Source organism: Streptomyces dysideae, from assembly GCF_001514305.1.
Classification (GTDB): domain Bacteria; phylum Actinomycetota; class Actinomycetes; order Streptomycetales; family Streptomycetaceae; genus Streptomyces; species Streptomyces dysideae.
In genome coordinates this window covers 21,937-28,346 of sequence record NZ_KQ949129.1, presented here as the reverse complement: position 1 = coordinate 28,346, position 6,410 = coordinate 21,937, and the positions used below count along the sequence as shown (strand labels likewise).

General features: G+C 70.5%; 4 protein-coding genes and 1 pseudogene. 2 read left to right on the top strand and 3 right to left on the bottom strand.

The window, feature by feature from the left end:
• Positions 1-162 precede the first annotated feature (162 nt).
• The 3 genes and pseudogenes from AQJ91_RS45115 to AQJ91_RS45105 form a co-directional block, all read right to left on the bottom strand.
• Positions 163-1,410 (bottom strand): annotated as a pseudogene (locus AQJ91_RS45115) (beta-ketoacyl-[acyl-carrier-protein] synthase family protein); the annotation flags it as partial.
• A gap of 248 nt (positions 1,411-1,658) precedes the next feature.
• Positions 1,659-3,002 (bottom strand): acyltransferase family protein, encoded by a 1,344-nt coding sequence (locus AQJ91_RS45110; RefSeq protein ID WP_079085686.1) that lies wholly within the window; start codon positions 3,000-3,002, stop codon positions 1,659-1,661.
• A 104-nt stretch (positions 3,003-3,106) separates the two neighbouring features.
• Entirely contained in the window at positions 3,107-3,856 is a 750-nt protein-coding gene (locus tag AQJ91_RS45105; RefSeq protein WP_067035080.1) for a DUF4142 domain-containing protein, read from the bottom strand.
• 308 nt (positions 3,857-4,164) lie between these two features.
• Here AQJ91_RS45105 and AQJ91_RS45100 point away from each other — a divergent pair, with 308 nt between their 5' ends.
• The gene (locus AQJ91_RS45100) at positions 4,165-5,061 is read left to right on the top strand and encodes an arginase family protein (protein WP_067035077.1); all 897 of its coding nucleotides are present in this window, start codon (positions 4,165-4,167) and stop codon (positions 5,059-5,061) included.
• A 140-nt stretch (positions 5,062-5,201) separates the two neighbouring features.
• Positions 5,202-6,359: a hypothetical protein gene (locus tag AQJ91_RS45095; RefSeq protein WP_067035074.1), complete on the top strand. Its 1,158-nt coding sequence runs from the start codon at positions 5,202-5,204 to the stop codon at positions 6,357-6,359.
• The last annotated feature ends 51 nt before the right edge of the window (positions 6,360-6,410 follow it).

The following is a 6,410-nucleotide window of genomic DNA, read 5'->3' as shown; positions in this document are numbered from 1 at the left end:
CGTCGCGACGGGGCGAATGTCGCCTGCCGGGGCACTAGCAGACGGGCGCCGCCCCATTCGTCGCCCCGCCCCTCCCCCACCGCAACGGCGCTCACCCCACCGGCGCACCCCACCACCACCGAGGCACTCCACCACCACCGACGCACCCCACCCGCCCCGAACTCACCGCACCCGCCGCAACGCCAGCACCGCGTTGTGCCCCCCGAACCCGAACGAGTTGCTCAGCACGAGATCGCCGTCCCCCGGCAACTCCCGTGGCACCCCCGTCACCACATCCAGCCCGACGGCATCGTCCATCTCCACGCACCCCACCGTCGGCGGCACCACCCCGTGATGCAGGGTCAGCACCGCAGCAACGGCCTCCACGCCCCCCGCGGCCCCCTGCAGATGCCCGAGATGCCCCTTGAGCGCGGTGACGGGCACGGACCGCTGCCCGAGCACCTCCCGCAGGGCCCCGGCCTCGGCCAGATCACCCTCGACGGTGGCCGTGGCATGGGCGTTCACATGGACGACGTCCCCGACACGCCCCCCGGCATCCCGCAGGGCCCGCCGCAATGCCAGCGCGACCCCTTTCCCCGACGGATCGGGCGCGGCCATGTGATGCGCGTCGGCGGACAGTCCCCACCCCGCGGCCTCGCAGTAGATCCGGGCCCCGCGGGCCAGGGCGTGCTCCTCGGCTTCGAGTACGAGGATCCCCGCGCCCTCGCCGTTCACGAACCCGTCGCGATCCTTGGCGAACGGCCTTGACGGCGACCCCTCTTCGACCCCGCCCGTGGCCAACGCCCGCATCGCGGCGAAGGAAGCCATGATCGCCGGCGTGACGACCGCTTCGGCGCCACCCGCGAGGGCGACGTCGACCCGGCCGTACCGTATTCGGTCGATGGCCTGCCCGATCGCCTCCGTCCCCGAGGCACAGGCACTGGTCACGGTCCGGGCCTCACCGGTGATGTGCAGGTCGAGGGAGACCTGGGAGGCGGCCTGCGAGGGCACGGTCATGGGAGTGGTGAGCGGCGACACGGCCCGCGCCCCCTTCTCCCGCAACTTCCGGTCCCCACCGACGAGTACGGACGCGTCCCCCAGGATGGCCCCGAGGCTCACCCCCACCCGCGCGGGATCAAGCCCGCTCTCCAGGGTCCCGCCGCTCACGAACCCGGCATCCCGCCAGGCCTCCCGAGCCGCCAGCACACCGAACTGGGCGGCCCGGTTCATCCGCCGGGCGAGGGGGCGCGGGAGCAGCGTCGCCGGATCCACGGGCACGGTCCCCGCAAGCCGCACGGGCAGTTCGCGGAACTCGTCCCCTTCCAACTCCCGTATCCCGTGCCGCCCTTCGAGCAGTCCCTGCCACAGCTCGCCGACGCCGACCCCCAGCGGGGTTAAGGCGCCGAGCCCGGTGACGACGACGCGTCGAGGGCGTATGGGAACCTCCGAGGTCTCGGATGAAGAGGACATGTCTGTGTGCGCCTCCCGTGACCGGAACCGCTTTTGGTTGAAAGGAAAAACTGCCCGGCTCCGTACGCTCCACAAACGGGATGTGGGATGAGTCTCTGCGCGGTCCCGAAGCCACACGGCCCAGACCGCTGAGAACCGGTCCCGGAACGAGAACCGGTCCCGGAAAAACCGGTCCCGGAACGAGAACCAGTCCCGGACCGGCCCCGGCGTCAAGCAGCCTCCTCCAACGCCCCCTTGGTCCCCTTGGCCCCCTTGTCCCCCTCGGCCCGCTCAACCTCACGCCCCGCCGCCCGCGCCCGCCGCCACCCCGGCACCATCACCAGCGCAACTCCCAAGACCAGCCCCACCGCAGGCAGCACCGGAAACCGCCCACCCTCCGCGAACCCCACCCCCGCGAACCGAGCCAACGCCCCCACACTCACGGCCACCCCGAGCCACAACGCCCACGAACGGCGAGGGTCGGCGGTCTCCGGGGCCCGCGCCCGCTCGTACACCACCCCCAGCCCCCGCTCCAACGGCCGAAGCCCCACCACGACCCCGCCCATGACAACCCCCAGCACCACCAGCCAAGGCACCCGCAGCACCCACCACGCCACGGACCCGAGCTCGGGATCGGGAGCCAGCCCCGTCAGATAGAACGCCGCGGCGACGACCAGCACCGGCAGCATGTGCCACAGATACAACGTCATGCTGGCGCCGCCCACCGGCCGCACCACCCGCCACACCAACTTCCGCTCCAGCAGCCGCCGTACACCGGGTGCGACCAGCAGACACACCCCCACCTGCCCCACCGTCCACGCCAACATCGCCGCCGACGGCGGATCGGTGTTGCTGAGCGTCTGCCCGGTCACATGGATCAGACTGACGGGATACGCCCCGACCCCGACCAGCACCGCAAAGGCCACCACCCCACCCACCGCCATCGCACCAGGCACCACCACCCCTCTGCTCAGCAGCCCGTCCCGCCAGCAGAAGCCCAGCTGATAGGCCACGCCCCACACGAGCACGTAGTTGAGGGACCCGGTGTACGGCGCGTACCCCGCGACCAGCGCGACCGCACCCATGACCAGCGGGACGTACACCCCCCACCGGAGATGCGCCGCATACAGCACCGGCGTAAGCGCGCTGACGATCAGATACACCGGCAGGAACCAGAACTGCATCGCCATGGCCCACCCGACCAGCGCGAGCGTGTCCGGGGCCACCCCGACCGCCGCGCACACCGCGACGGCGAACAGCACCAGCCCGCTGTAGGCTCCCGCCGGCAGCAGCAGCCGCAGCGCCCGCCTCCCCACCCACCCGGACGCCGTACCGCCCGCACCCCGCGCCCGCGACCAGGAGCCGCCCGCCGCATGGCCGCCGGCGAAGAAGAACAGCGGCATGATCTGGAAGCCCAGGGTCAGCCACTGGGTCCAGGGAACGACCGCCAGCAACTCCGGGGCCCTGATGGCACCGCCGGGATCCCGGACCAGGGCGGTGATCAGCCAGTGGCCCAGCACCACGAGGCCGATGGACCACGCGCGCAGGAAGTCGACGTAGCGGTCTCTGCTCATACGGCCTCATGCTGGCCCAGCGATCGCGAGCGCGCCGTGGGACGACCGTGCCGCAACCAATCCGTGCCCGGTACGACATCTCCCGTACCATCAGGGGGAGTTGATCAGCCGGCCGTCGGACTCGGCGCCGGCTGTGGCGCCGTGGTCTGGAGATCCTCCAGGCCCTTCGGGATGTTCAGCGTGAGGACCGGTGATCCCGGCTGCGCCGGGGGCGGGGTGAGTTGGTCCTGGGGCATCTTCGGCGGCGAGGTCTGCTGGAAGTTGACCTGGTCGTAGTTGACCAGGCCGGTCTTCTCCAGAACCGTGATGTGGTCGAGCACGGTGTCGTTCGCCTGGTCGGCCAGCTGACGGACCAGGGTGTTCTGGGTACTGGCCCGGATCTTGGCGATGGTCGGGAAGATCTGGCCGTGCGTCACCCGCATGATGGCCACACTGGTGGAGTCGAACTCCTTACCCGTCTTGGAATCCACGGTCGCCACGAACTGCTGCTGCTGAGGGCTCGCCTGGTTGGGCAGAATGACGCCCAGTTCGGGCGCGATCTTGCGACAGGTGGCATCGAGCCGGGCGTGCCCGACGACCAGATGCTCGCCGGCCTCCTTCATCGCGGCGGTCGTGCCCCGCTCCATCGCCATCAGACCGAGCGGATGCTCCCACAGCCCGGCCGCGCGCACCTTCACGACGAAGTCCCGGTCGGCCTCGGTCAACGGGCCGTACTGGGTGTTCGCGATGATCCGTGACGTGTTCGTCGCCGTGTTCTCCACTCCGAGCATCGCCGGGTACGCGAGAGCGGAGAGGGTGAGGACGAGGGCACCACCCACCAGGGCGGTTCCTGCCACGCGGCGCGACATGCGCATGCTGCCTCCAGACACGAGCGGCTTCTACGCCAGAAGGTACGGACGCGCCGGGCGAAACAATCACCGCTGCGGGAAAAACTTGCGATCCGCTGTGTGGTGTGCGTCACGTGAGGGGTGGGGTGTGGGGGTGACGTGCCCTTGCGAGGGGGCCAGCCGTCGAGGGTGCGATGTCCCCGATTCCGGCGGATCCTGAGGGAAGCAGGAGCAGGAGCAGGAGCAGGAGCAGGAGCAGGGACGGGGACGGGGACGGGGACGGGGACGGGAGCGGGTACGGGAACGAGAGCGGCCCTCGGAGGGAGGTGGCGGGCATGCGGGACCTGGCGATCATCGAGGCGCCGTCCGTGCTGGGGCTGCGGCCCTCCGGTGTCGAGGAGCTGCCGGCGGCGCTGCTCGGGGCCGGGCTGGCGGACGGGATCGGCGTGGTGAGGTCGGGCCGGGTCGAACCGCCCGCGTACGACGCCCGGCGCGACGAGGAGACGGGGGTCCTCAACCCGGGCGGCATCGCGCGGTACTCCGTAGAGCTGGCCGACGCCGTCGGTGACATCCTCGACCGCGGCCTGTTCCCGGTCGTCCTCGGCGGCGACTGCACCATTCTGCTCGGCACCCTCCTCGCCCTGCGCCGCCACGGCCGCCACGGCCTGCTGTTCCTCGACGGCCACACCGATTTCTACCAGCCCTCGGCCGAGCCGAACGGTGAGGCGGCCTCGATGGAACTCGCCCTGGCGACCGGCCGTGGCCCCCGCCCGCTCACCGACCTCGAAGGCCGTGGGCCCCTGCTGTACGACGAGGATGTCGTCGCCCTCGGCTTCCGGGACGCCGACGAGTCCGCGGAGGCGGGGATGCAGCCGCTGCCGCCCGGTCTGCACGCGATCGACCTCTACGGCGTACGGGAGTTGGGCGCAGGCGCGGCAGCCCACCGCGCCCTCGACGTGCTCGGCACCGATCGCCTCGCCGGGTACTGGGTCCATGTCGACGTCGACGTGCTGGACGACGCGGTGATGCCGGCCGTCGACTACCGCCGGCCCGGTGGACTGACCTGGCCGGAGCTGGAGTTGGTGCTGCGCACGGCACTGGCTGACGCACGGGCCCTCGGCCTCGACGTCACGATCTTCAACCCGCGCCTGGATCCGGACGGGAGCATCGCGGGCCGCCTCGTCGAGTGCTTGCGGCGAGGGTTGGCGGTGCGTGGTGGGGGCCAGGAGTAGGCGGCGCGGCTCCTACGCGTTGGGTGTGCGTCGTTCTGCCCTGGCCCGTATCGGGCGAACCGTGCTGTAGGCCAAACCCGGCCCTGCGGACGGGCGCATTCCCTCGCGCGGGGTGGCTCCCTCCTGTCAGGCTCGGACACGTGACATACGTAGTGACCGTGGACACCTGCATCCCGGAGGACACTCCGGAGATGGACCCCCTTCAGCGTGCCGGCGCCGTGGCGCTCATCGAGAACGGATTCGACTCTGTCCGGGCCATCGAAGGGCCCGACGGTGTGAAAGTAGATCTTCTCGACACCATCGTGGCCGTCTATCCCGGCGGAGCCCTTCTGAAGGTCATCGTGGACGCTCCGGGACTGGAGTTCGCCGAGGACTCGGTGCAGGCCCTTGTGGACGAACTGCTGGAACGCTCCGAACTGTTGGCCGACTGGACGATCGAGCGGTGCGAGGTCGAGCTGCACCAGGATCTGGCCAGGGAGAGCCTCGATGCGGCCGAAGGTCCGGATGCCCCGCCCGATGATCCTGCTGCCCGGAAGGCCCGGCACACCGAGAGCCCAATGCTCGAAGGCACCGAAGAGGGCTACGAGGCCGAGGCGAAAGCAGCGGCCGTGCGAAGCCGGATGCTGGGGTTGGCGGATGAACTGCGCTCCTTCCCCCCGGTCATGTTCGGCGTGCTCGACGACGAGGACGACGAAAGGGAAGACGACGAAAGGGACGACGGCGATGCCGGGTTCGCCGTCCCGCCGGAAAGCGCCAGACTCGCCGCCGGAGCCTTGGTCCACGCGACCGACATCCTGGTGGACGAGCTGTTCGAAGACGCGCAGGTCCTGACGCAGGAGGACGCCACCGTCGCGGAATGCGACGGTCCCTTGTGGCACTTGGAGCGCCTTCCCGACCGGTACGCGCTCCAGTACGACGCCCGCTTCGCCCGCCGCTTCCTGGTGACGGTGATCGCCATGACCACCCGCTTCACCGACGGGAGCTTCCAGCGGCTCAGCTGCGTCGCCGAGGAACTCGCCCTGAGGTTTCTCCTGAGCCGGGCGACCATGACCCTGGAGCTGTATGAGCTTCTCGACGGCGACGTGTCGGCCGCTCTCGACGCGTTCGCCGCCAACGTGTACGAGGACATGGACCACGAGTGGCTCTACGACGGCTCGATGGACGGGATCGACGAAGCCTCCGTGGGTGCCGCGCTCGGAGTCGCGCCCGTGGCATTCAGTGCGTGGTTCACCCCGTTCAGCGAGGGCAGATACGTCCACCCGTCTGCGGCGGACGAACCGGAAGCGGCAGCGCAGTGAAGCTGCCCATGAGGTCGGTGATTCCCCTGGGTGGTCGACGATGGCTCGGGT